This is a genomic window from Stappia sp. ABD4_338 (assembly GCF_056312175.1).
In genome coordinates, this window is the sequence record NZ_CM149982.1 from 3,518,689 (window position 1) to 3,540,964 (window position 22,276).

At 64.7% G+C, this 22,276-nt stretch carries 25 protein-coding genes and 2 tRNA genes; 18 read left to right on the plus strand and 9 right to left on the minus strand.

Features of this window, described 5'->3' with window-relative positions:
- Window positions 1-86: 86 nt before the first annotated feature.
- Window positions 87-353 carry a DUF1127 domain-containing protein gene (locus ACYX4S_RS15800; protein WP_476360897.1) on the plus strand — a complete coding sequence of 89 codons (267 nt, stop codon included), beginning with the start codon at window positions 87-89 and terminating at the stop codon, window positions 351-353.
- 78 nt (window positions 354-431) lie between these two features.
- Here the strand turns inward: ACYX4S_RS15800 and ACYX4S_RS15805 are convergent, their stop codons facing one another.
- Window positions 432-1,445, minus strand: coding sequence for a complex I NDUFA9 subunit family protein (locus tag ACYX4S_RS15805; RefSeq protein ID WP_476360898.1), 1,014 nt, complete (start codon window positions 1,443-1,445; stop codon window positions 432-434).
- 241 nt (window positions 1,446-1,686) lie between these two features.
- Here ACYX4S_RS15805 and ACYX4S_RS15810 point away from each other — a divergent pair.
- The 8 genes from ACYX4S_RS15810 (at window position 1,687) to ptsN (ending at window position 8,205) form a co-directional block, all read left to right on the plus strand.
- A tRNA-Leu gene (locus ACYX4S_RS15810) sits at window positions 1,687-1,773 on the plus strand.
- Between the two features lie 289 nt (window positions 1,774-2,062).
- Entirely contained in the window at window positions 2,063-2,698 is a 636-nt protein-coding gene (locus tag ACYX4S_RS15815; RefSeq protein ID WP_293719056.1) for a ribonuclease D, read from the plus strand.
- Between the two features lie 48 nt (window positions 2,699-2,746).
- Window positions 2,747-3,475, plus strand: coding sequence for an LPS export ABC transporter periplasmic protein LptC (gene lptC / locus ACYX4S_RS15820; protein ID WP_476360899.1), 729 nt, complete (start codon window positions 2,747-2,749; stop codon window positions 3,473-3,475).
- Window positions 3,472-4,050, plus strand: coding sequence for a lipopolysaccharide transport periplasmic protein LptA (gene lptA, locus ACYX4S_RS15825; protein ID WP_476360900.1), 579 nt, complete (start codon window positions 3,472-3,474; stop codon window positions 4,048-4,050). Before lptC ends, lptA begins: the two co-directional genes overlap by 4 nt.
- Before the next feature lie 42 nt (window positions 4,051-4,092).
- Complete coding sequence (gene lptB, locus ACYX4S_RS15830) at window positions 4,093-4,971, plus strand: LPS export ABC transporter ATP-binding protein (RefSeq protein WP_422067684.1); 879 nt, start codon at window positions 4,093-4,095, stop codon at window positions 4,969-4,971.
- 136 nt (window positions 4,972-5,107) lie between these two features.
- Entirely contained in the window at window positions 5,108-6,655 is a 1,548-nt protein-coding gene (gene rpoN, locus ACYX4S_RS15835; RefSeq protein WP_476360901.1) for an RNA polymerase factor sigma-54, read from the plus strand.
- 431 nt (window positions 6,656-7,086) lie between these two features.
- Window positions 7,087-7,662: a ribosome hibernation-promoting factor, HPF/YfiA family gene (gene hpf / locus ACYX4S_RS15840; RefSeq protein WP_293719064.1), complete on the plus strand. Its 576-nt coding sequence runs from the start codon at window positions 7,087-7,089 to the stop codon at window positions 7,660-7,662.
- A gap of 78 nt (window positions 7,663-7,740) precedes the next feature.
- Window positions 7,741-8,205, plus strand: coding sequence for a PTS IIA-like nitrogen regulatory protein PtsN (ptsN, locus tag ACYX4S_RS15845; RefSeq protein ID WP_293719066.1), 465 nt, complete (start codon window positions 7,741-7,743; stop codon window positions 8,203-8,205).
- 72 nt (window positions 8,206-8,277) lie between these two features.
- Here ptsN and ACYX4S_RS15850 read toward each other — a convergent pair whose 3' ends face one another.
- Complete coding sequence (locus ACYX4S_RS15850; RefSeq protein WP_476360902.1) at window positions 8,278-8,538, minus strand: BQ00720 family protein; 261 nt, start codon at window positions 8,536-8,538, stop codon at window positions 8,278-8,280.
- 110 nt (window positions 8,539-8,648) lie between these two features.
- Complete coding sequence (locus ACYX4S_RS15855; protein ID WP_293719070.1) at window positions 8,649-9,077, minus strand: Hsp20 family protein; 429 nt, start codon at window positions 9,075-9,077, stop codon at window positions 8,649-8,651.
- Between the two features lie 396 nt (window positions 9,078-9,473).
- On the opposite strand from ACYX4S_RS15855, the gene ACYX4S_RS15860 reads away from it, so the two are divergent.
- The 3 genes from ACYX4S_RS15860 to ACYX4S_RS15870 all read left to right on the plus strand — a co-directional run bounded on the left by ACYX4S_RS15860 (window position 9,474) and on the right by ACYX4S_RS15870 (window position 12,264).
- Window positions 9,474-10,079 (plus strand): hypothetical protein, encoded by a 606-nt coding sequence (locus ACYX4S_RS15860; RefSeq protein WP_476360903.1) that lies wholly within the window; start codon window positions 9,474-9,476, stop codon window positions 10,077-10,079.
- Between the two features lie 16 nt (window positions 10,080-10,095).
- The gene (locus ACYX4S_RS15865) at window positions 10,096-11,784 is read left to right on the plus strand and encodes a methyl-accepting chemotaxis protein (RefSeq protein WP_476360904.1); all 1,689 of its coding nucleotides are present in this window, start codon (window positions 10,096-10,098) and stop codon (window positions 11,782-11,784) included.
- Window positions 11,785-11,910: 126 nt separating this feature from the next.
- Window positions 11,911-12,264, plus strand: a complete 354-nt coding sequence (locus ACYX4S_RS15870) for a YqaA family protein (RefSeq protein ID WP_476360905.1) — start codon at window positions 11,911-11,913, stop codon at window positions 12,262-12,264.
- A 100-nt stretch (window positions 12,265-12,364) separates the two neighbouring features.
- Here the strand turns inward: ACYX4S_RS15870 and ACYX4S_RS15875 are convergent.
- Together ACYX4S_RS15875 and ACYX4S_RS15880 are read right to left on the minus strand one after the other, a co-directional pair.
- A tRNA-Ala gene (locus tag ACYX4S_RS15875) sits at window positions 12,365-12,440 on the minus strand.
- Window positions 12,441-12,657: 217 nt separating this feature from the next.
- Entirely contained in the window at window positions 12,658-13,050 is a 393-nt protein-coding gene (locus ACYX4S_RS15880; RefSeq protein WP_293719076.1) for a TIGR02300 family protein, read from the minus strand.
- A 277-nt stretch (window positions 13,051-13,327) separates the two neighbouring features.
- Between ACYX4S_RS15880 and aroA the strand changes: the two genes are divergently transcribed.
- The 3 genes from aroA to rpsA all read left to right on the plus strand — a co-directional run bounded on the left by aroA (window position 13,328) and on the right by rpsA (window position 17,381).
- Window positions 13,328-14,683, plus strand: a complete 1,356-nt coding sequence (gene aroA, locus ACYX4S_RS15885) for a 3-phosphoshikimate 1-carboxyvinyltransferase (RefSeq protein ID WP_476360906.1) — start codon at window positions 13,328-13,330, stop codon at window positions 14,681-14,683.
- The gene (gene cmk / locus ACYX4S_RS15890; protein WP_476360907.1) at window positions 14,680-15,306 is read left to right on the plus strand and encodes a (d)CMP kinase; all 627 of its coding nucleotides are present in this window, start codon (window positions 14,680-14,682) and stop codon (window positions 15,304-15,306) included. Before aroA ends, cmk begins: the two co-directional genes overlap by 4 nt.
- Before the next feature lie 365 nt (window positions 15,307-15,671).
- Window positions 15,672-17,381 (plus strand): 30S ribosomal protein S1, encoded by a 1,710-nt coding sequence (gene rpsA / locus ACYX4S_RS15895; RefSeq protein WP_293719081.1) that lies wholly within the window; start codon window positions 15,672-15,674, stop codon window positions 17,379-17,381.
- Window positions 17,382-17,488: 107 nt separating this feature from the next.
- Here the strand turns inward: rpsA and panB are convergent, their stop codons facing one another.
- The gene (gene panB, locus ACYX4S_RS15900; RefSeq protein ID WP_476360908.1) at window positions 17,489-18,298 is read right to left on the minus strand and encodes a 3-methyl-2-oxobutanoate hydroxymethyltransferase; all 810 of its coding nucleotides are present in this window, start codon (window positions 18,296-18,298) and stop codon (window positions 17,489-17,491) included.
- A gap of 177 nt (window positions 18,299-18,475) precedes the next feature.
- Here panB and sppA point away from each other — a divergent pair, with 177 nt between their 5' ends.
- From sppA to ACYX4S_RS15915, 3 genes are all read left to right on the plus strand, one after another.
- Window positions 18,476-19,480 (plus strand): signal peptide peptidase SppA, encoded by a 1,005-nt coding sequence (sppA, locus tag ACYX4S_RS15905; RefSeq protein ID WP_476360909.1) that lies wholly within the window; start codon window positions 18,476-18,478, stop codon window positions 19,478-19,480.
- Complete coding sequence (locus ACYX4S_RS15910) at window positions 19,477-19,779, plus strand: integration host factor subunit beta (RefSeq protein ID WP_293719087.1); 303 nt, start codon at window positions 19,477-19,479, stop codon at window positions 19,777-19,779. The genes sppA and ACYX4S_RS15910 overlap by 4 nt, the downstream gene beginning before the upstream one ends.
- Window positions 19,780-19,945: 166 nt before the next feature.
- Window positions 19,946-20,305 carry a LapA family protein gene (locus tag ACYX4S_RS15915; protein ID WP_476360910.1) on the plus strand — a complete coding sequence of 120 codons (360 nt, stop codon included), beginning with the start codon at window positions 19,946-19,948 and terminating at the stop codon, window positions 20,303-20,305.
- Window positions 20,306-20,422: 117 nt separating this feature from the next.
- Here ACYX4S_RS15915 and ACYX4S_RS15920 read toward each other — a convergent pair whose 3' ends face one another.
- The 3 genes from ACYX4S_RS15920 to trxA all read right to left on the minus strand — a co-directional run bounded on the left by ACYX4S_RS15920 (window position 20,423) and on the right by trxA (window position 22,273).
- The gene (locus ACYX4S_RS15920) at window positions 20,423-21,052 is read right to left on the minus strand and encodes a trimeric intracellular cation channel family protein (protein ID WP_476360911.1); all 630 of its coding nucleotides are present in this window, start codon (window positions 21,050-21,052) and stop codon (window positions 20,423-20,425) included.
- 114 nt (window positions 21,053-21,166) lie between these two features.
- Window positions 21,167-21,799 carry a nucleotide exchange factor GrpE gene (gene grpE, locus ACYX4S_RS15925; RefSeq protein ID WP_476360912.1) on the minus strand — a complete coding sequence of 211 codons (633 nt, stop codon included), beginning with the start codon at window positions 21,797-21,799 and terminating at the stop codon, window positions 21,167-21,169.
- 153 nt (window positions 21,800-21,952) lie between these two features.
- Window positions 21,953-22,273, minus strand: a complete 321-nt coding sequence (trxA, locus tag ACYX4S_RS15930; protein WP_293719093.1) for a thioredoxin — start codon at window positions 22,271-22,273, stop codon at window positions 21,953-21,955.
- Window positions 22,274-22,276 lie beyond the last annotated feature (3 nt).

Genomic DNA, 22,276 nt, shown 5'->3' on the forward strand with positions numbered 1-22,276 from the left:
CGCCCTGTTGTCAGGTATGGTCCGCCATCCTTTCGACATCCCCCGCTTTTCACAGAAACAGGCGGGCAGCGCGAAAGGCAGACACAATGACCGAAATCCGGCTCGACACCCCTCGCTTCACCGGCGGCTGGTTCCACCCCAGGTCCCGTTCGCTTGCCGCGCTCGCGAGGATCTGGCTCGCGTGGCGGGCACGGGCGAAGATGCGCAAGACGCTCGACGGGCTCGATGAAACGACCCTCAGGGACATCGGCCTTGAACGGAATGCCACGGGCTATGGTCCCGCGCCCGGCGTCTCCGACATTCATCGCCGCCGCATCCAGGCGTTGGGAACCTCGTTCGGACTGTTTCGCTAGACAGGGAAGCCCAAACGCAGGAAGGCGGACGCCACAGCGCCCGCCTTCCAGATGCAAACCGCCATGTCCGGGGAACGGTTATCCCTCGGCAAGCGGGCGATGGGCGTCATACTGCCCGTGTTCGCGGAACCTTTCGAGGTAACTTGGAAGAATTGCCGCCATGGCGCGCGGTTCGATGCCCAGGGCCTCGAGGGTGCGTCCCTCAGAGATCGCGGCCTCGCTCACCACATTGTCGTCCTTGAGCAATTCGACCTGGTCGACGGTCAGCAGCTTGCCCGGCAGCATCTGGAGCACCCGCGCCTTCATCGTGGCAAGACCGAAGGGAAGCGGCACCAGCAGGCGCTTGCGCCGGATCACCTTGAGCATCAGTTCCATGCAGCTTCGGAAGGAAGCAACCTCGGGCCCGCCGAGTTCATAGACGGCGCCGGCCGAAAGCTCTCCATCGACGGCTCGTGCGGCGACTTCCGCCACATCCCCCACGAAAACCGGCTGGAACTTCGTCTCGCCGCCGCCGATCAGCGGCAGGGCCGGCGACAGGCGTGCCATCGCGGCGAAGCGGTTGAAGAAGTCATCCTCGGGGCCGAACACGATCGAGGGCCGCAGAATCACCGCTTCCGGCACGGTCTCGCGCACCGCAGCCTCGCCCATTGCCTTTGTGCGCGCATAGACGGACGGGGAATCCGGGTCGGCTCCAAGGGCAGAGATATGCACCACGTTGGAGATGCCGGCGGCACGCGCGGCCTCGGCCACGGCACGCGCCCCGAACGCCTGCACGGAATCGAACGTCTGCTGACCGCTCTCGGCCAGGATGCCGACGAGATTCACCACGGCATCGGCGCCCTCGACCGCGCGGTCGACCGACCAGCGATGACGGAGATTCGCCTGCACGGGCATGATCTGCCCGACGGCGCCGAGCGGCTGCACGTGCTCCGCCAGATCCGGCCGGCGCACGGCGACGCGGACCCGATAGCCGCGCCGCGCCAGCGCACGCACCACATGGCGTCCGATGAAACCGGAGCCGCCGAAAACCGTGACCAGCTTGCCGTTGAGCGCGGTCGCGCCGTTTGCAGAAGTACCGGATGCGCTTGCCATTCGCGTTGCTCCCTCGCCGGCTACCGCCGGAACATGAGTGCCCTTGTGTGTTGCCCGCACCGCACGCCCCAGTTCTTCCGGTGGATAACTCCGACCACGGGGAGCGCGCGCGAAACGACCTTTTCCAAGGTCTCTTAGCCCCTGAGCCCCTTTCCCTCAAGGCCAGTTGTGCATCGCGGACGTTTCGCCGCGAAAGGGGCGTTGACAAGCCCAGCAGCGTTCCTTACAAGCCCCCCTCACAGCCCAGGTGGCGGAATTGGTAGACGCACTAGCTTCAGGTGCTAGCGCTCGCAAGGGCGTGGAGGTTCGAGTCCTCTCCTGGGCACCAATTCCCGGTTCCGCAGTCTACACGATTGCGGGATGCGAGTTCAAAAAGGTCCGGTTCGCCGGACCTTTTTTCGTTTCAAGCACCGCTCGATGCAGGCGGGCGCTCATTTTCACATCAAGTTGCAGGGCAGCCGCCGCGTGAGCCAGCCTCCGGAGACGGGCAACGCGGACACCGGAAACGGCATCACGGCCGCCACGCGCTGCGTGCTTCGTCCGTCCTGTGCATGGACGCAAGCCGCAAACGCCGCTAACAAGACCGGCAGACCCAGCGATTTCTGACGAGGATCCCCATGACCATCCGCCTGCACCGTGGCGACCTGCCCGACCTTTCGGCGCCAGAGATGGCCGCATATGCCAAGGCGACCTCCGTGGCCGTCGACACCGAGACGCTCGGGTTGAAGCCACATCGCGACCGTCTCTGCGTCGTGCAGCTTTCCGCCGGAGACGGTTCGGCGGACGTGGTCCAGATCGCCGCCGGACAGCAGGAGGCGCCGAACCTCGCGAAACTCCTGTCCGATCCGGCGCGCACGGTCATCTTCCACTTCGCGCGCTTCGACGTCGCCGTGCTCTCGCACGCGCTTGGCATCGATTGCCGCCCGGTCTGGTGCACCAAGATCGCGTCAAAGCTGACGCGCACCTACACCGATCGTCACGGTCTGAAGGATCTCGTGCGCGAACTGCTCGGCGCGGAAATCTCCAAGCAGCAGCAAAGCTCCGACTGGGCGGCCGAAGAGCTCAGCGAGGCACAACTCGCCTATGCCGCTTCCGACGTGCTGCATCTTCATGCTCTGAAGGAGAAGCTCGAAGCCCGCCTTGCCCGCGAGGGGCGTAGCGATATCGCCGCGGCCTGTTTCGAATTCCTGCCGACACGTGCGACACTCGACCTTGCAGGTTGGGACGACACGGACATCTTTGCCCATTCCTGACCTTGAGGACCCTGCGGTCCCGTCCCCATATCAGGGGAAATGACACGGGTGGACATCGCGGCGCTGCGGCGATCCGGCGATGACCATCAGGATGCGGAACGAGCAGTCTTGGAACAGAGGCTAGTCATCGACGGACCGGGCGAGCCCCCGGTGGCTTCCGGCGCCGAGCGGGCCAAAGCGCGCGACGCCGCCCGCCGCCATACGCGGCGCGTACGCAGGTTGCGTTTCGTGGTGCCGGGCATTGGCGGCCTGCTCGTGCTGGCGATCGTGGCCATGATGGCGGTAAGCAGCTATCTCGACGGCCTCGGTTTCGGTGCCATCACCTTGACGACCGACGGCCTCGTCATGGACAGCCCCGAACTGTCCGGCCACGACGGAGATCGTTCCTACAGGGTTTCGGCCTCCCGTGCGATCCAGCGCATCAGCGATCCGCGCATCATCGACCTGGAACGCATCCGGGCCGAACTGACACTGTCCGCGGACCAGCACCTGAGCGTTAACGCGGTACGCGGCATCTACAACAGCACCGAAGAAACCCTGGCGCTTTCCGACGGCGTGGACGTGAGGACAAGCGAGGGCTACACGGCCCGCTTCGGCTCGCTGTTCATCAACATGAAGAGCGGAGAGATCGATACGCCGGAGGCCACCACCCTCACCTCCTCCTTCGGCGAACTGACCGCTTCGCGGATGCGTTTCGACCGCGATGGCAGTACACTGACATTCACCGACGGAATTCGGATGACAATCGACCCGTCCAAAGCGGAGCAGTCGCCATGACCTGCGCAAATAGCCTCAACACGGCCGGAACGCGTCTCGGCCACATCGTGCGCGGCGCAACGCTCGCACTCGCACTTGTCGCCACCGGCGGCCTTCCCGCCGCCGCACAGACCTTCTCCGACGCCTTCGCCGGCTTCGGCTCCAACGAGCGCGAGCCGATCCAGATCGAGGCCAAGGAGCTTCAGGTTCAGGACAAGAACCAGAGTGCGGTCTTTTCCGGCGACGTGGTCGTGACCCAGGGCGACGCGGTGCTCAAGACCCAGCGCCTCGTGGTACGCTACGACGGCTCGGCCGCTGGCGGCGTGAACCAGAAGATCGCCAGCCTCGAGGCCTCGGGCCGCGTCTATATCTCGTCCAAGGACCAGACAGCGACCGGCGAGCACGCCAGCTTCGACATGAAACGCGAGCGCATGGTGATGACCGGCAAGCAGGTCGTGCTTTCGCAAGGGCCCAACGTGGTGGTCGGCAGCCGCCTCACGGTGAACCTGAAAACCGGCCAGGCAGATCTCGAAGCCCCCAAGAGCGGGCGGGTGAAGGTCCTGATCCAGCCCAACAGCGCCCCTCGTACCCAGTAACGCGGGCGGCTTTGGGCTCGACACAAAAACACCAACCCCCTATTGCTTGGGCGCGGGTCCGGCGTGTACCGGACAGCCCCGCCGCTCTTCGTATGGCCGATTGCTCCGGATGATACCTTGAAGCTTTTTCCGTTCTTCTCCTCACGGCCCGGCGTTCCCGGCGAGACCGCGCAGTCGGACCAGACCGCCCCGGACGAGGATGGCCTGCTGATCGTCGACGGCATCGGCAAGAGCTACAAGAAGCGTCAGGTGGTGAGGCACGTCAGCCTTTTCGTGCAACGCGGCGAGGCCGTCGGCCTGCTCGGTCCCAATGGCGCGGGCAAGACCACCTGCTTCTACATGATCACCGGTCTGATCCAGCCCGACCACGGCAATATCCGGCTCGACGGGTTCGACATCACCCGCCTGCCCATGTACCGCAGGGCGAGACTGGGCATCGGCTACCTGCCCCAGGAAGCCTCCATCTTTCGCGGCCTCTCGGTGGAAGACAACATCCGCGCCGTGCTCGAGGTCGTGGAACCGGACAAGCGCCGCCGCGCGGCGGACCTGGAAGACCTGCTGGAAGAGTTCGGCGTCACCCACTTGCGCAAATCGCCCGCCATCGCGCTTTCGGGCGGCGAGCGCAGGCGTGTGGAGATCGCGCGCGCGCTCGCAAGCAGGCCCACCTTCATGCTCCTTGACGAGCCCTTCGCGGGCATCGACCCGATTGCGGTCGGAGATATCCAGCAGCTCGTGCGACACCTCACGCAGCGCGGCATCGGCGTTCTCATCACGGACCACAACGTGCGGGAGACGCTCGGGCTCATCGACCGGGCCTACATCATCGCCGCCGGTGATGTGCTGACGGAGGGCTCCCCCTACGAGATCGTTGCGGACCCCGACGTGCGACGGCTCTATCTCGGCGAACAGTTTACGCTTTGATCGCATTCCCCCGATAGGATAGAAAGCAAGAAGCGGACCAATTTTCCCGGGTCCGCCTCCGCGCATGCGCGGCAACTTGCCCCGGGCAGCTCCGGACGGCACCATTGTCGGGATCGGGAGGAAATCGGGAGCCTTCATGGCCCTATCGCCAAAGCTGGAGATCCGTCAGGGCCAGACCCTGATCATGACGCCGCAGCTCATGCAGGCGATCAAGCTCCTGCAAATGTCCAGCCTCGACCTGACGACCTATGTCGAGGCGGAGATGGAGCGCAATCCGCTCCTGGAGCGCGGCGACGGCGAAGGTGAGCGTGCGGACGACGGCGAGGGCGGAGGCGACGAACGCCAGGACACCGATCGCGGCGCGGAAGGTGACAGCGACTGGATCCAGGCGGAACTTCCCGACAACTCGCGTGACATCACGGACCGCCTCGACGCCGACCTCGGCAACCTCTATCCCGACGACCCCTCGACAGGCTCCGAAGAAGCACCACGCCCGGAGCCCACAGACAGGGACGCCTGGCAGCTTGGCCTTGGCGGCGGAGGAGGGGCGACAGCCTCCGGCGAGGACTACAATCTGGAGGCCTTCGTTGCGTCCGGCACCAGTCTTCAGGATCATCTGAGCGCCCAGATGATCCTCGCCGTGACGGACCCCGTGGAGCGCATCGTCGCGCAGGTCATGGTCGACAACGTCGACGAGGCGGGATACCTGCGCCTCGATCTCGACGAAACGGCTGAGCGCATGGGCCTGCCGCGCGAAAATCTCGACGCGGTGCTTCGCGTTCTCCAGACACTGGAGCCAACCGGCGTCTTCGCCACGTCCCTGCCCGAGTGCCTGAAGCTCCAGCTCATCGAGAAGAACCGCTTCGATCCGGCCATGGAGGCCCTGATCGAAAACATCGACCTTCTCGCCCGCCACGACCTTCAGGGACTGCGGAGCGCATGCGGCGTCGATGACGAAGACCTGGCCGACATGATCTCCGAACTCCGTGCGCTCGACCCGAAGCCCGGAAGTTCCTTCGGCGATGCCCTGGTGCAGCCGGTGGTGCCCGATGTTCTGGTCCGCCCGGCACGCGACGGAAGCTGGAGCGTGGAGCTCAACAGCGAGACACTGCCCAAGGTGCTCGTGAACCAGACCTACTACGCGGAAATCTCGACGCGCACCCGAGACGACACCGAAAAGGCCTTCCTGAGCGAGTGCCTGCAGACGGCCAATTGGCTTGCGAAAAGCCTCGATCAGCGGGCCCGCACGATCCTCAAGGTTTCCTCGGAGATCGTACGGCAGCAGGACGCCTTCCTGACCAGGGGCGTGCAATACCTCAAGCCGCTGAACCTGCGCACGATCGCCGACGCGATTTCCATGCACGAGTCCACCGTGAGCCGCGTGACCTCCAACAAGTACATGTCCACGCCACGCGGCATATTCGAACTGAAGTATTTCTTCTCCGCAGCCATTTCCTCGAGCGAGGGCGGCGACGCACATTCGGCGGAAGCGGTGCGTCACCGCATCAAGGCCCTCATCGACGCGGAAGCCCCGGACGCGATTCTGTCGGACGACACGATCGTGAAGATCCTGCGAGACGACGGTGTCGACATCGCAAGGCGGACGGTCGCCAAGTACCGGGAATCCATGCGCATTGGCTCCTCCGTCCAGCGGCGCAGGGAGAAGCGCGCCCGCCTCGGCTGACGGGGATGCGGCAAAAGGCCCGCCTCCGCGTTTGACTTCGCCTTCCCTTGCGCTTATAGCAGCGCGCGCAGCTTCGGGCCGCGTGCCGATCGGGGTTTCCCGATGCTCCGGACCCGGCGAAACCGGTTGCGCGCGGCGCTCATGAGCAGGCTGCGACACGAAGGCACCGGACGGCGCACACGATCTGGAGAGGCAGACTGGACACAAGCGCGCAGGTCGCGTCTCGACGAAACGCATGCTCGCCTGTGCCGCACGGCACATGCTAGGGTCTTGAGGGAGCGAGGAACCGGGTTGCGAATCGGACCCGATGTCTTCGTTCTCTGGTGCAGAGCGAGCACAGCCGACCGGGCAAGGGATGAGAGATCGGCGCAAGTTCGGTCCCCGGCCCCGGAGGCCCGAGGCGGCGTGGTCCAGAACAAGAAGAGGTTCCCATGACACTGCGGGTTTCAGGGAAGAATGTTGATGTCGGTGATGCCCTGCGCAGCCATATCGAGGAACGGGTCGCTGAGGGCGTGTCGAAGTATTTCGACGGCGGTTTCACGGGACACGTGACCGTAGGGCGCGAGGGATCGGGCTACAGGACGGAATGCCTCCTGCACCTGGACACCGGCATCGACCTTCAGGTTTCCGGTGACAGCCAGGACCCGCGCCAGAGCTTTGATGCCGCGGCAGAGCGCTTCGAGAAGCGCCTGCGCCGCTACAAGCGCAAGCTCAAGGATCATCATGCAAACGCGGCCAACGGCCGTGACGTGATGGAAGCCGCATCCTACGTTCTTGCCTCCGTGGAAGACGAGGAAGAGGTTCCCGCCGACTTCACGCCGCTGGTCGTCGCCGAGACGTCGGCCAAGGTGAAGACCATGACCGTCGGAATGGCCGTCATGCAGCTCGATCTCGCAGAGGCGCCGGTCGTCGTGTTCCGCAACGCGGGCAACGGCACCGTGAACGTCGTCTACCGCCGCGCCGATGGCAATTACGGGTGGATCGACCCGGAAAACGCCGCGAAATAGCTTTCGCGGTCGTGCTGCGCCCGGATACGGGCGCAGCCTCGCCCCGGCCCCTTTTCCTCAACCCCTCACGAGCGTCTCATGGATCTCAACGATCTCATCTCCTCGAAAGCGATCGTTCCGAGCCTCAAGGCCAATAGCAAGAAGCAGGCCCTTCAGGAACTGGCCGCGAAGGCTGCCACCGTCACGGGGCTGCCCGAGCGCGACATCTTCGACACGCTGCTCCAGCGGGAGCGGCTGGGCTCCACCGGCGTCGGCAACGGCATCGCGATCCCGCACGGCAAGCTCGTGCGGCTGGACAAGCTCGTGGGACTGTTTGCACGCCTCGACAGGCCCATCGACTTCGACGCGCTTGATGACCAGCCCGTGGACCTCGTGTTCGTTCTGCTGGCGCCTGAAGGAGCGGGAGCGGATCATCTCAAGGCACTGGCGCGCATCGCCCGGCGCCTGCGCGACCCAGGAACGGTCGCGAAACTCCGCGCGACGGCCGACGCAGATGCGCTTTACACCATCCTGACACAACCGGCGGCCTCGAACGCCGCCTGATGCCGGCAAACCGGGTCCGGCACGACAGGCCGGGCCCGTTGCATTCCTTGCGGAAAGCCGTGCCGTATGCGCTCAGTGGAGCGCAACCGTGCGCAGGTCGTGCTCCTCGGCATTGGCAATCGCCACGTCGCGGCTGTCCGAGAGCATGATGGGCGTTCCGTCCGCATTGAGCAGGACCCACAGCCGCAACCCCGGCTCGACCTCGGGCGCATCGGGAAAGAGCGCCGCAAGATCCTCCGACTTCATCGGCTTGACGTAAGCGATCTGGCCGGCGCCGAGCTCCTTGAGCTCACGCGGCTCCATCATGGCGGGGGTACGGTCATTGCAGGTCATGGCATGACTCCTTGTCCGACGGACCCGCAAGGGGCGTCCGTCCGCTTCCGCATCTTCGCGGAAATCCTAATTGCAAGCGGTTGCTGCCTGGTAACGGCCCACCAAGGCCGTCAATCACGCGCCTCGATCGAGATGCGCCGGACAACCCGTTCCGGCTCCGGCCTGGCCAGATCGATCGACAACAGCCCGTCCTTGAGCTCCGCGCCGAGGATCTCGATCCCCTCGGCAAGAACGAACGCGCGCTGGAACTGGCGCGCCGCGATACCGCGATGCAAAAACTGGCGCGACTTGTCATCTTCCTGGCGCCCCCGGATCACAAGCTGGCTTTCCTCGACACTGACGTCGAGTTGCTCCCGGGTAAACCCGGCCACGGCCAGGGTGATGCGAATGATCTCGCCACGAGCCTCCGTCTTGGGAAGTCGCTCGATATTGTAGGGTGGATACCCGTCGTTCGATCCCTTGCTGACCCTGTCGAGCATTCTCTCCAGGTCCTCGAACCCGAGAAGCAAGGGGCTAGAAAACGCCGATACGCGCGTCATTGTCACAGCCCTTGTTCAAAGCGGCCTTGCAGGCAAAAGCTCCTCTTCCACGAGGGAGGCAGTCACTTGCGTCTGATCGGACCCGAACCCGGCATCCGGCCGGAGCATTGCGCCCCCGGCCCCCTCAATATGGCGGCAGCCCCTGACCGTTTCAAGAAACACACGTGACAAGACCACGCTCGACGGGCGCAAGGGGCTCCCGCAGAGAGAGTGAAAAACAAGACCTTTTTCCCGCAAGAGACGAGGGCGGAACCATTACCCCCTCGTGAAATCCCTTACGTCAGCGCAACATCGCGAAAATCACCGATGGAGAATAATGCGCGTTTCCGCAAATAAAGGCCCCGTTAATTTGTCAATGGCACTGTCTGCTGAAAATCAAGGCAGGAGATGATGCCGATGAAGCTGCTCACGAACGCCCTCGCCATTCTGGCCGTTTCGGCACTTCCTGCCGTCGCGGCGGGACCGGCCCCCGATGCGAAAGCCCTCATCTCGCAGGACTTCATCGCAAAGACACGGACGTGGCTGGCCAATCCGATCGTTCCGCTTTCCGTAAAGGCGCAGAATGAACGCATCGGCAATATTGGCCAGGCGGAAATCGATGCACTGGACAAGCAGTGGGTGCATGAGCGCGAAGTCGACGACAAGCCGCTGATTTCGGCAACGCTCTCCGCCCCCCTGTCCATCTATCTCCTCCGGATCCAGGCCCGAAATCTCGGCCTCTACACGGAGATCTTCGTCATGGACGCCAAGGGCCTGAACGTGGGGCAAAGCTCCATCACCGGCGATTACTGGCAGGGTGACGAGGCCAAGTACCAGAAGACCTTTCCGACCGGCGCAGATGCCGTGTTCATCGACGACCCCGAGTGGGATGACGAGCGCAAGATCTGGATCAGCCAGCTCAACCTCACGCTCGCCGACGAAGACGGCAAGACCCCCATCGGCGCCGCCACAGTCGAAGTCAACCTGACGGAACTGATGCGGCGCTCGCAGCCGGCAAGCTGATCTTCGGGAGAAAAAAATGCTTTCCAATCTTTCCGTTTCGGCCAAAGGCGCGATCGCCTTCGCACTCCTGGCGCTGATAGGCGCACTGGCCGGCGCCTTCACCTACCAGCGTACGCTGACGGCGGACGATTCCGTATCCCAGGCTGTTCGCCTGACCGAAATCGCCGAGGATGCCAACAGCCTGCGTGCCGACATTCTCGAGCAGGCCCTTTGGGCCAAGACCTTTCTTCTCACCGGCAATCGCGACCTCGTGAAGGAAGTCGAAGACCACAACCCGATCGTCTCCGCCGGGTTTGACAAGCTTGAGACCGCCCTGGCCTCCCTGCCGGGCAATCTCGCCGGACGCGCCGACACGATCCGCTCCGCGTGGGAGCAGTGGCGTATGCAGTATGTCGAGCAGCAGTTCCAACTCATGCACAAGCCCGACACCGTCGATCTTGCCCGCGCCATGGAGCTGACACGCCAGGGATCGGATCTTCTCGACCGGATCTTCACCGAAAGCGACGCCCTCAAGCAGGATCTCAATGCACGGCAGGCCGAACTGATCGCGACCCAGAACGCCGCGCTCGGCACCGCCCAGATGATCGCGCTCGGCAGCTGCCTGGTGATGATCGCATTCGCGGGACTGCTCGGCTTCCTCAACCACTCCATTGTCTCGCGTCCCCTTGGCCGTCTGGCCGACGTCGTCCGTAAGCTCGCCAATGGTGAGGACGACGGCGCCCAGCTCGATTTCGGAAAGCGATCCGACGAAATCGGCCAGCTTGGCGCGGCACTTGGTGTCTTCCGCGAGAATCTCGCCCGCACCCGCGAACTGGAAGAGGAAACGGCCCGTCAGCGCCTTGCATCCGAGGAGCAGCGCCGCGAGGAAATGGCCCGCGTGGCGGCCAGCTTCGAGGAAACCGTGCTCGGACTCAGCCAGGAGATGGCGGCGGGTCTCGACACGCTCAACCTGTCAGCCACCAGCCTGGCGGAGATCGCGACGGGGACCACCAGCCGGTCGCTTTCGGTCAGTTCCGCGTCCCAGCAGGCAACCGAGAACGTCAACACGGTGGCGAGCGCGACCGAGGAACTCTCCGCGTCCATCGCCGAGATCAACACCCAGGTGCATGCCTCCGCCAAGGCGGTCACGGATGCCTCGAGCGAGGTGGAGCGGTCCAACCGCGCCGTCGGCAAGCTGCAGGAAGTCGTCGGCAAGATCGGTGACGTGACGAAGCTCATCACCGACATCGCCGAGCAGACCAACTTGCTGGCGCTCAACGCCACCATCGAGGCAGCGCGCGCAGGCGAGGCCGGACGCGGGTTCGCCGTCGTGGCATCCGAGGTTAAGGCGCTTGCGGAGCAGACCGCGAAGGCAACCGAGGAGATCGACCTTCAGATCTCCGAGATGCGCCAGGCAGCGGACGATTCCATCATGGCGACCGGCAGCGTCGCCGAGATGGTTCAGGCGATCCACCAGCGCACCTCGGCCATGGCGGCGGCAACGGAACAGCAGAACGCGGCGACCGCCGACATTGCCCGCAATGTCGCCGAGGCGGCACAGGGCACGCGTAGCGTCAGCGCGTCCATCGTCGACGTGAGCGATTCAGCGACGCAGACGGGCGAACTCAGCACCGAGATGCGCGCCGCGATCGGAAGCCTTCTCGACCAGTCGCACCGCATGCAGGGTGCCATGGGCGAGTTCCTCCAGACGGTGCGCGCCGCCTGAGGACCAGCTTGCGTTCAAGGACATCGGGAAAGGCCGGGCATCGCCCGGCCTTTTCGCATTGGGGGCGACACGATATGACGTGACATCCGCCCTGCCGCTCCTGGCGCCTGCTCCAGGATCTTGAAGATGAACGATGTGGCCGCGCTTGGCGGGCTGTTCCTGTCGGCCTTTCTGGCCGCGACACTGCTGCCCGCGCAGTCAGAAAGCGTTCTGGCGGTGCTGACGATATCCGGCACATGGCCCTTGTGGCTGCTCGTCGCAGTGGCGAGTGCGGGCAATGTTCTGGGCGCGGTGGTGAACTGGCTTCTGGGGCGCGCCGTCACGTCGCTGCGGGACCGCAGATGGTTTCCGGTCTCGGAGCGTGCGCTCGCCCGCGCGCAGGCCTGGTATGGCCGCTACGGACGCTGGAGCCTGCTCGTCGCGATCGGGAAGACGGCGCGCTATGTGGTCATCGCGCTGGCGGCTTCGGGCTTCGCCTGAAACAGGACGCAAGATCGCGGACGAACGCAACGCGCCACCAGACGGCAACCTTCGCCCGAAGGGCGGTGACTTCATGTTTTCAGGAGATGAAGGGGAAGACTGGTGGAGCCAAGGGGAGTCGAACCCCTGACCTCTTGAATGCCATTCAAGCGCTCTCCCAACTGAGCTATGGCCCCGTCTTCCAGTGCTTAGATCCGGTGTGGCCAGTCTGGCCTTTATCTCCGGATCAGGTCGGCGAGGCATTGGGATCGCCCCGGCCGATGCGGGCGGAAAATACGTGTTCCGCCATTCAAGTCAAGCGGAATAATCCGCCCGGACGTCTCGCCCAGCAAGGTTCCCGGAAATCAGCCGCCCGCTCTGTGGACAACTCTTTTCCGGGAGCCGGAAACCGGTTTAGCGGTCGGTGTCCTCGTCGTCGCGCTCCACGACGATTCCGGGGACGTTTTCCTCGTCCTCATCCTCATCGTCGATGAACACGTCATCGTCGCCACCGCCAATGTCGCCCTCGACTTCCTCGTCGTCGTCGTCGATATCGGAGGTGTCGCCTTCGGCTTCCGCGTCGGCTTCCTCGAGGCTGACGATCTCGGCGCTGTCGTCCTCGGTCTCGTCATCCTCGTCGTCCTCGACGACGGCAGCGGCCTTGGCCGCCTTCTGGACGCGCTGCGCCTGCGCGACGATGAACACCGTCCCGCACTTGGGGCAGGTGATCGGATCACGGTTCAGGTCATAATATTTGGCACCGCAGCCGCCGCACAGCCGCTTCGTGCCAAGTTCGGGTTTAGCCACGGTTTCAACCCTTGTCTCGGTTGGTCTTGTATCGCTTGATCGGGCGTTCGCATAAAGGCTGACACGGGTTCTGTCAAAGCCAAAAGCAGGGTGGCCCGCCAAACGGTTCGCCACCAATCTTCCGTTACGCTCGCGCCCTCTGTCTCACCCGGTTCCGCCGGGGTTCCGGAGAGACCGGCAAGGAGCCTTTCAAGCCTTCCGCTTCACGGTGACGGATCGTTTCCAGCATGATACGAGGTTCGATGCAACACTGGCTCTCACGCTTTCGGATTTGCCCATGCCCCACACGCCTTCTGTGACACCGTTGATCGCCCGCCCGGGCTCCGCGCTGAAAGGGCGTGTCACGGTCCCCGGCGACAAGTCGATTTCCCATCGCGCGCTCATGTTCGGCGCGCTTGCGATCGGTCGGACACGTGTCGAAGGGCTGCTGGAATCGGAAGATGTCGTCAACACGGCCTCGGCGATGCGCGCTTTCGGCGCCCGCGTCGAGCGCCTGGACGACGGAACCTGGCAGATCGAGGGCGCGGGGCTCGGCAGTCTCCTGGAACCGGAAGGCGTCATCGATTACGGCAACGCGGGAACCGGCGTGCGGCTGGCGCTCGGCCTCGTGGGATCCCACCCGGTCGCCGCGACCTTCACCGGTGACGCCTCTCTCATCAAGCGCCCCATGGGCCGCGTTCTCGATCCGTTGCGCCAGATGGGTGCCCAGGTCGTCTCGCGGGCCGGTGACCGCCTGCCCCTGACGATCCGGGGCGCGGCGACCGCCTCGCCGATCCGCTACCGCGTCCCCGTGCCGTCCGCCCAGGTGAAATCGGCGGTCCTGCTCGCCGGTCTCAACGCGCCCGGCGAGACCGTGGTGATCGAGCCCGTGGCAACCCGCGACCATACCGAACGCATGCTCGTCGGCTTCGGCGCGGACCTGTCGGTGGAGACGGACGATGCCGGCCAGCGCATTATCACCCTCGCCGGCCAGCCCGAACTGAAGCCCCAGGACATCGTCGTGCCGGCGGACCCCTCCTCCGCCGCCTTTCCGATCGTCGCCGCCCTCGTCACCGGAGGATCGGATGTCGTCGTCGAGAACGTGCTTCTCAACGAGAACCGCACCGGACTGCTCCTGACCTTGCAGGAAATGGGTGCCGATCTCGTGATCGAGAACGTACGCGAGACCGGCGGCGAGCGGCTTGGCGACATTCGTGCCCGGCATTCGAAACTCAAGGGCATCACCGTTCCGGCCGAACGGGCGCCTTCGATGATCGACGAATACCCTGTCCTGGCCGTTGCCGCAGCCTTCGCGGAGGGCACCACGCACATGCCCGGACTGGAAGAACTCCGGGTGAAGGAGTCAGATCGTCTGGCCGCCGTCGCAGCCGGTCTAAAGGCAAACGGCATCACCTGCCAGGAGGGCGAGGACAGCCTTGCTGTCGAAGGCCGCAAGGGCGCCATCGGCGGCGGCAGTGTCGTCACCCATCTCGATCACCGTATCGCCATGAGCTTCCTGGTACTCGGCCTCGCGGCGGACCGCCCCGTGAGCGTGGACGACGGCGCCGTGATAGCAACGAGCTTTCCCTCGTTCCGAACGCTCTTCGCCGGGCTTGGGGCCGACATCGCCGAGAGCGGGGAGCGTGCGGCATGATCATCGCAATCGACGGTCCCGCCGCATCGGGCAAGGGAACGCTTGCCCGGCGACTTGCGACCCACTACGGACTGAGGCACCTCGACACCGGACTGACCTTCCGGGCGGTCGCCGCGGCACTTCTCGCACGCGGCCTGCCCCTGGGCGACGAGGATGTCGCCGTCGCGACCGCTCGCAACCTCGATCTCTCCCGCCTCGACCGCGACGTGCTGTCCGCCCATGAAATCGGCGAGGCCGCCTCCCGCATCGCGGTCCTTCCCGCCTTGCGCGAGGAACTGGTGCACCTGCAGCGCGCCTTCGCCGAGGAAGACCCCGGCGCCGTCCTGGACGGGCGCGACATCGGCACCGTCGTCTGCCCCGGTGCACAAGTAAAGCTTTATGCGACCGCGTCCCCGGAGGTGCGGGCGCGAAGGCGGACACAGGAGCTGCAGGCGAAGGGCAAGGACGCCGAATTCGCGGACGTGCTTTCCGATCTTGTCAGGCGCGACGCGCGAGACGCGGGACGCGCTGTGGCTCCGTTGCGTCAGGCGGACGATGCGCACTTGCTCGACACGTCGGAAATGGATATAGAAGCGGCGTTCAAGGCGGCTGTGGATATCGTCGACAGCGTGCGCGCGGGATAGCGGGCACGGTTCGGCGTTTTTTCCGTGAGCTGATCGGGCAAGGTCCCGGGTCGTGTGCCGTCATGGTATCGCCTCCCCTTCTTGCCGGTCCCGTGCCTGCGACCGACATGCGAAAGCCCTTGCGGGGCAGGCATGTCCGGCGGCCTCCGCGGCCGGGTCGCACGTCGCATCAAGGATGCTTGGCACCCAAAATTAAGCGCGGTTTCTTGCCTCCGCTTCGCCGGCCAGCCCCGGGTTCGTCCAAGACATGAAGGGACGCGCGGGGTGGATGCACGGATCCGAAAGGATCCTGCCGGACGCGGGAAGCCGTCAGGAGCAACACAAACCCGCCGGCGACGAGCCAGATCTGGCTGCCAGGAGTTTCGATGAACAGTTTGAACCCCACTCGCGATGAATTTGCCGCCCTTCTGGAAGAGAGCTTCCAGGAGCAGGAGCATCAGGAAGGCTCCGTTGTCACCGGCACGGTGATCGCCATCGAGAAGGATCTCGCGGTGATCGATGTCGGCCTCAAGGTCGAAGGTCGCATCGCGCTCAAGGAATTCGGTACCAAGGGTCGCGACGGTGAAGATGCCGGCGTGTCCATCGGCGACAAGGTCGAGGTCTACCTGGAGCGCGTCGAGAACGCGCTCGGCGAGGCTGTCCTGTCGCGCGACAAGGCCCGTCGCGAGGAGAGCTGGATCCGTCTCGAGGTCGCCTTCGAGGCGAACGAGAAGGTCACCGGCCAGATCTTCAACCAGGTCAAGGGCGGCTTCACCGTCGACCTGGACGGTGCCGTGGCGTTCCTGCCGCGCAGCCAGGTGGACATCCGTCCGGTGCGCGACGTCGCTCCGCTGATGCATACCCCGCAGCCGTTCCAGATCCTCAAGATGGACAAGCGTCGCGGCAACATCGTCGTGTCGCGCCGTGTCGTTCTCGAGGAGACCCGTGCGGAGCAGCGCTCCGAGCTGGTCCAGAGCCTCGAGGAAGGCCAGGTCATGGAAGGCGTGGTCAAGAACATTACCGACTACGGTGCGTTCGTGGACCTCGGCGGCATCGACGGCCTGCTGCACGTCACCGACATCGCGTGGCGCCGCATCAACCACCCGAGCGAGGTTCTCTCGATCGGCCAGACCGTCAAGGTGCAGATCATCCGCGTCAACCAGGAGACGCACCGCATCTCCCTGGGCATGAAGCAGCTCGAGGCGGATCCGTGGGACGGCATCGAGGCCAAGTACCCGGTCGGAGCCAAGTTCACGGGCCGCGTCACGAACATCACCGACTACGGTGCGTTCGTGGAGCTGGAGCCGGGCATCGAGGGTCTGATCCACGTCTCCGAGATGTCCTGGACCAAGAAGAACGTCCATCCGGGCAAGATCGTGTCCACCTCCCAGGAGGTCGACGTGATGATCCTGGAGGTCGATCCGGTCAAGCGTCGCATCTCGCTCGGTCTGAAGCAGACCCTGCAGAACCCGTGGGAGGCCTTCGCCGAGAAGTTCCCGTCGGGCACCGAGGTCGAGGGCGAGGTCAAGAACAAGACCGAGTTTGGTCTGTTCATCGGTCTCGAGGGCGACGTCGACGGCATGGTCCACCTGTCCGATCTCGACTGGAACCGTCCGGGCGAGCAGGTCATCGAAGAGTACAAGAAGGGCGACGTTGTTCGCGCCGTCGTGCTCGACGTCGACATGGACAAGGAGCGCATTTCGCTCGGCATCAAGCAGCTCGGCGGTGATCCGTTCGAGACCGCGGCCGCCGGTGAGATCCGCAAGGGCGCCATCGTGACCTGCGAAGTAACCGAGGTGAAGGACGGTGGCCTGGAGGCGAAGATCGCCGACAGCGACCTGACCACCTTCGTGCGTCGTTCGGACCTGTCGCGCGATCGTGCGGAGCAGCGTCCGGAGCGGTTCGCCGTTGGCGAGAAGTTCGACGCGCGCATCACGCAGTTCGACAAGAAGACCCGTCGGGTTTCCGTCTCCATCAAGGCGCTTGAAATCGCCGAGGAGAAGGAAGCAGTCGCACAGTACGGCTCGTCCGACTCGGGCGCGTCGCTCGGCGACATCCTCGGTGCGGCCCTCAAGGCCCGCGACACCGACGATTGATGAAACCACTTCGCGGCCGCTCTCAGGCGGCCGCGTGAGGTTGCGAAGACCCCGGCCCCGGCCGGGGTCTTTTCGTTTCCACCCCAACCTTCATGCACGAGCGGCGATCAGCCGTAGCAATGCTCGGCAGCCGGATAGGTCCCTTCGGCAACCGCCTTGCCAAAGGCCGCGAGGGCGGCTGGCACGGTTCCCGCGTCCGCCAGGAAATCCTTCACGAAACGGGCCTTGCGCCCCGGCGTGAGCCCGAGCATGTCATGCAGGACGAGGACCTGCGCATCGGTCGAGGGGCCGGCTCCGATGCCGATCACCGGCACACTGGAACCTTCGCTCACGTCCTTGCCGAGCGCGTTCGGCACGCATTCGAGCAGGAGAAGTCGGGCGCCCGCCTCCTCCAGCGCGCGTGCTTCCTCGCGGATGCGCGCTGCGTCTTCCTCAGCGCGTCCCTGCAGACGGAAGCCACCAAGCATGTCGGCGGTTTGCGGCGTCAGTCCCATATGGCAGCACACCGGAAGGCCACGCTCCGTCAGGAAGCGCACGACCGGCGCGAGCCAGAGGCCACCCTCGAGTTTGACCACATTGGCCCCGGCACGGACGAGACGCGCGGCGTTTCGGGCCGCATCCTCCACTGTATAGGCGCTGCCCAGCGGCATGTCGGCTACGATGAGCGGTCGTTCGGCATCCGACCGGCTGACGCCACGGGCGACGCACCGGGTGTGATAGACCATGTCTTCCATGGTGACGGCGACGGTGGCGCCATGCCCCTGCACCGTCATGCCGAGACTGTCGCCGACCAGGATCGTGGCGATGCCCGCATCCGCGATCAATGTCGCGAAAGTGGCATCATAGGCAGTGAGCATGGCGAACCGCTCGCCCCTCTCCTTGAGCGCACGAAGTTTCGAAACCGTGACCTGCGACATGGCGTCCGCCCCCTTTTCGTTCGGCACCTCCAGGCCCGCCGGCAACCCGACACGACAGGGCCGAGGTATCCTGTTCGGCTTGCCGGGGCAGCAATTGCCAAAAAGAATGGGCTTTTCAAGGCTCACGCAGCCATGTAGCCATAGGCACCGTGAAGATCCGGAAGAAAGGTGACACCGATGGCCCTTGATGCCGATGCGATCATCGACCGGCGTCGCCTGAGACGAAAGGTCGTGTTTTGGCGTATCGTCGCGGTTCTGGTGGCGGTCGTCGCCGTCATTGCCGGTGCCTACTTCAGCGGTGCCTTTGGCGGACTGTCCAAACGCTCGTCGCATATCGCCCGCCTCGAGATCAGCGGCGTCATCATCGACGACCGTGACCGGCTGAAGCTCATCGACGAGATCACCCGAAACGAAAACGTCCGTGCGGTGATCCTCGACATCAACTCGCCCGGTGGCTCCACCGTCGGCGGCGAGTCGCTTTATCTGGCGCTGCGCAAGCTCGCCGAGAAGAAGCCGGTCGTCGCGACAATCGGCACCCTGGGCGCCTCCGCCGGCTACATGACCGCAATCGCGGCGGACCGCATCTACGCGCGGTCCACGTCGCTTGCCGGTTCCATCGGCGTCTACATCCAGTACGGCAACATCAAGGGCCTGCTCGACACCATCGGTGTCGAGTTCGACATGGTCCGCTCGGGTCCCCTCAAGGGCGAACCGAACTTCTACGACCGCGCTCCCGAAGCCGCCCGGCAGAACCTTCAGGCGGTCATCGACGACAGCTATGCCTGGTTCGTCGACCGTGTCGCCGAGCGGCGTGCCATGGACAGGGATGTCGTCCTGGGTCTGGCGCAGGGGGGCATCTACTCCGGGGAACGCGCCAAGACATCCGGGCTCATCGATGCGATCGGCGGCGAGAGCGAGGCTCGCGACTGGCTGGTGAAGGAACAGTCGCTGGACGAGGACACACCCATCGTCACGTGGCGCGTCAAGCGCGAAGGCGATGGGCTGCCGTTTGCCGCAGGGCTTGCCAGGAGCTTCGGCGCCGGCCTGTCCGACGGGCTTTCGCAAGCCCTGCATCAGGCAAAAGGTCTTGTCGGTCCGGGAGGCGAGCTTGACGGTCTCGTATCCGTTTGGCACGCTCAAGGCGCGGCGGACAATGACGATGGAACGGGGGCTCGCGAATGATAAAGTCGGAACTGGTGCAGCGGATTGCCGAGCAGAACCCGCATCTCTACCAGCGCGATGTCGAAAACATCGTCAATGCCATTCTCGACGAGGTCACGAACGCGCTCAGACACGGCAATCGTGTCGAATTGCGCGGCTTCGGTGCCTTTTCGGTCAAGAACCGCCCCGCGCGCACCGGGCGCAACCCGCGCACGGGCCAGAAGGTCGAGGTGGAAGAGAAATACGTTCCCTTCTTCAAGACCGGCAAGGAAATGCGTGAGCGGCTCAATGACGGTGTCGATCACGGCGAGGACGATTGATCCGCGCTTGTGCGCGGATCGCCCTTGAACGCATGACTGAACGTCAAAGACCTAGTTTGACCGAAAGCCGCGTCAGGGACTTTCACGCTTTCACGGGAGCGATCCTGACGCATCTTCGGCCGTCCGGCCCGGCCTCGACTCCCGGCCGCAGCGCAGACATGGAACAATGACCCTGATCCGTTTCCTCAAGAACCTGGTCCTGCTTCCGATCGCCATCGTGCTCGTGACCCTCGCGGTCGCGAACCGGCATGAGGTCACCCTGTCGCTCGACCCGTTCAACAAGGCGGACCCGGCGGTCAGCATCCAGGCACCGCTGTTCTGGTTCCTGTTCGCGGCCGTCGCCTTCGGCGTGTTCATCGGCGGCGTGGCCTCCTGGGCGCGTCAGGGCAAATGGCGCAAGGAGGCCCGCGTGAAGCGTCGCGAGGCCAATCGCTGGCACGAGGAAGCGGACCGGATGAAAGCGGCTCTTCCCGAAAAACCGGCTGGCCCCGCTTTGCCGCCGGCAGGATCCCGCAACGCGGCCTGAGGCCGGTCGTCCGCACTTGCCCCCCTCCGATTGGACCAGCCGCTCCCTCTTTCGCTGACGTGGTAACTCGGGACGTTCCCGGCGGCACAGCACGAGCGGCATGGCCGGATTTTGCGTCTACGGATCTTTCGTCCTGTCTTCCGGCGGTTGATAGGAGGGCAGCGACCACTCGCGCATGATTGCGCCTCCCCGCAGCCCGAGAGCGAGGGCAAAGCCGCCGAGCGCCGACGGCCAGCCCGGGATGCCGAGCGACCACAGCAGCACATAGCCACCCGCGCCCGCGAAGGCCGCGGTGATGTAGATCTCGCGCTTGAGAATGGCTGACGGCAGGCCCGCGACCGTATCGCGGACGATCCCGCCGAAGGTTGCCGTCGAAACCCCCATGAGCACCGCCACCATCGCTCCATGGCCAAGGCTGAGAGCCTTGGCAGCCCCCAGTACGGAATAGGCGGAAAGTCCGAGCGCATCGGCCCAGCGCAAGGGTTTGCTGATGCGCTCGACGAACGGCGCCAGCCCCCACATGGCCGCGCCGATCGCGACGCACACGATCAGGTAGATCTGGTTTTCGACCCAGAACACCGGCGCCCCAAGCAACAGATCCCGCAGCGTCCCCCCTCCGACCCCGGTGAAGACGGCGAAGAAGAGAAAGGCAAGCATGTCGAGCCTGAGCCGGGAGGCGACGATGGCACCGGTCACCGCGAAAACCGCCACCCCCAGAAAGTCCAGGACCTGCAACATTCCCGTCATGGCCGCGCCCCTCCCGAAGCGGATCCCACGAAAACGGCCGACTGGGGTATCCCAGCCGGCCGGATTTCACACATCGGCACTGCAGCCCCCCGAGAGGAGGCCCGAGACCTGGCGTCAGGCGGTCTTGTCGACCGTCGCACCGGGAGTGGCGCCAGTGTCGGACTTGCGCTCCTTCGGCCCACCCTTGGAGACGCCGACCATGGCCGGGCGCAGCACGCGCTCGCCGATCTTGTAGCCGGCCTGCATGACCTGCACGACGGTATTGTTGGGCACATCCGGGTTCGGCACCTCGAACATGGCCTGATGGTAGTTCGGATCGAACTTCTCACCGGCGGGATCGACCTTCTTCACACCATGCTTCTCAAGCTGGTTGAGAAGATCGCGCTCGGTCATCTCCACCCCCTCGATAAGCGCACCCAGCGCCTCGTTGGCGGCCGCACGGGCCTCGTCGGAGACGGTTTCAAGCGCGCGACGAAGGTTGTCGCCAACACCCAGCATGTCACGGGCGAAGCTGGACACCGCATACTGGCGTCCCTCGGACAGTTCCTTCTCGGTCCGGCGACGGAGGTTTTCCATCTCCGCCATGGTGCGAAGCATCCGGTCCTTGAGCTCGGCATTCTCGGCCTGAAGCGCCTCGATCGGGTCCAGCTCCTGGCCAGCCTCGGTCGCGCCCGCCTCGCTCGCACCCGCGTCGGCGGCATTCGCGGTTTCTTCCATCTCGGTTTCAGGTTTGCGCGTCTCGGTCATGATGCTTGGAACTCTCGAAAGTCATGTCTTGGATCGGGCGCCGGCGGCTTGACGGGCCGGCGGTCCCTCATGCGAAGGCGCACCCGGACGATATTCATCCGGATGCGCGGGCAACGTTTCGTCCGGCGCGAACCGGCTCTGGATCGGCAGGCGTCAGGACGCGGTGCGGATCCAGTCGGCAAGCTTGTTCTTGGGCGCCGCGCCGATCTGGGTGGAGACCGGCTCGCCGTCCTTGAACAGAATCAGCGTCGGGATCGACCGCACGCCGTACTTCATCGCCATGTTCTGGTTCTCGTCGATGTTGAGCTTGGCGATCTTCACCTGCTCGCCCATCTCCTCGGAAATCTCCTCAAGCGCGGGGGCGATCATCTTGCAGGGACCGCACCACTCCGCCCAGAAATCGACGACGACCGTGCCTGAGGCCTTCAGGACGTCAGTATCGAAGGACTCATCGGTAACGACTGTGGTGGCCATGTC